Below are 283 nucleotides of genomic sequence, written 5' to 3' on the forward strand. Positions count from 1 at the left end.
GAATGCAAAGGCGTAGGGCCTCGACTTGTTTATCAGGTCGGGGCCCTGCGCCTTTTCCGCGTTCCCAGCCCGAGTTCTGACGGGCATTCAACAGGCCTGCCCCGCCCGGGAGTCATTCAACGGACCTGCTCGGCACGGGATCTGGGGGGCCGTCGGGGAACGGATTGGATACCGGGGCCCAAGTGGTGCTACTGTTCATCTCGTTGCCCGGGCGATTAGCTCAGCGGGAGAGCACTTCGTTCACACCGAAGGGGTCACTGGTTCGATCCCAGTATCGCCCACC

The 283-nt window shown here is 62.9% G+C and carries 1 tRNA gene; it reads left to right on the forward strand.

Going from position 1 to position 283, the window contains the following annotated elements:
* Positions 1–209 precede the first annotated feature (209 nt).
* Positions 210–281 (forward strand) — tRNA-Val (locus IEZ12_RS17590).
* Positions 282–283 lie beyond the last annotated feature (2 nt).

This window comes from Kitasatospora griseola (assembly GCF_014648555.1).
Lineage (GTDB): Bacteria > Actinomycetota > Actinomycetes > Streptomycetales > Streptomycetaceae > Kitasatospora > Kitasatospora griseola.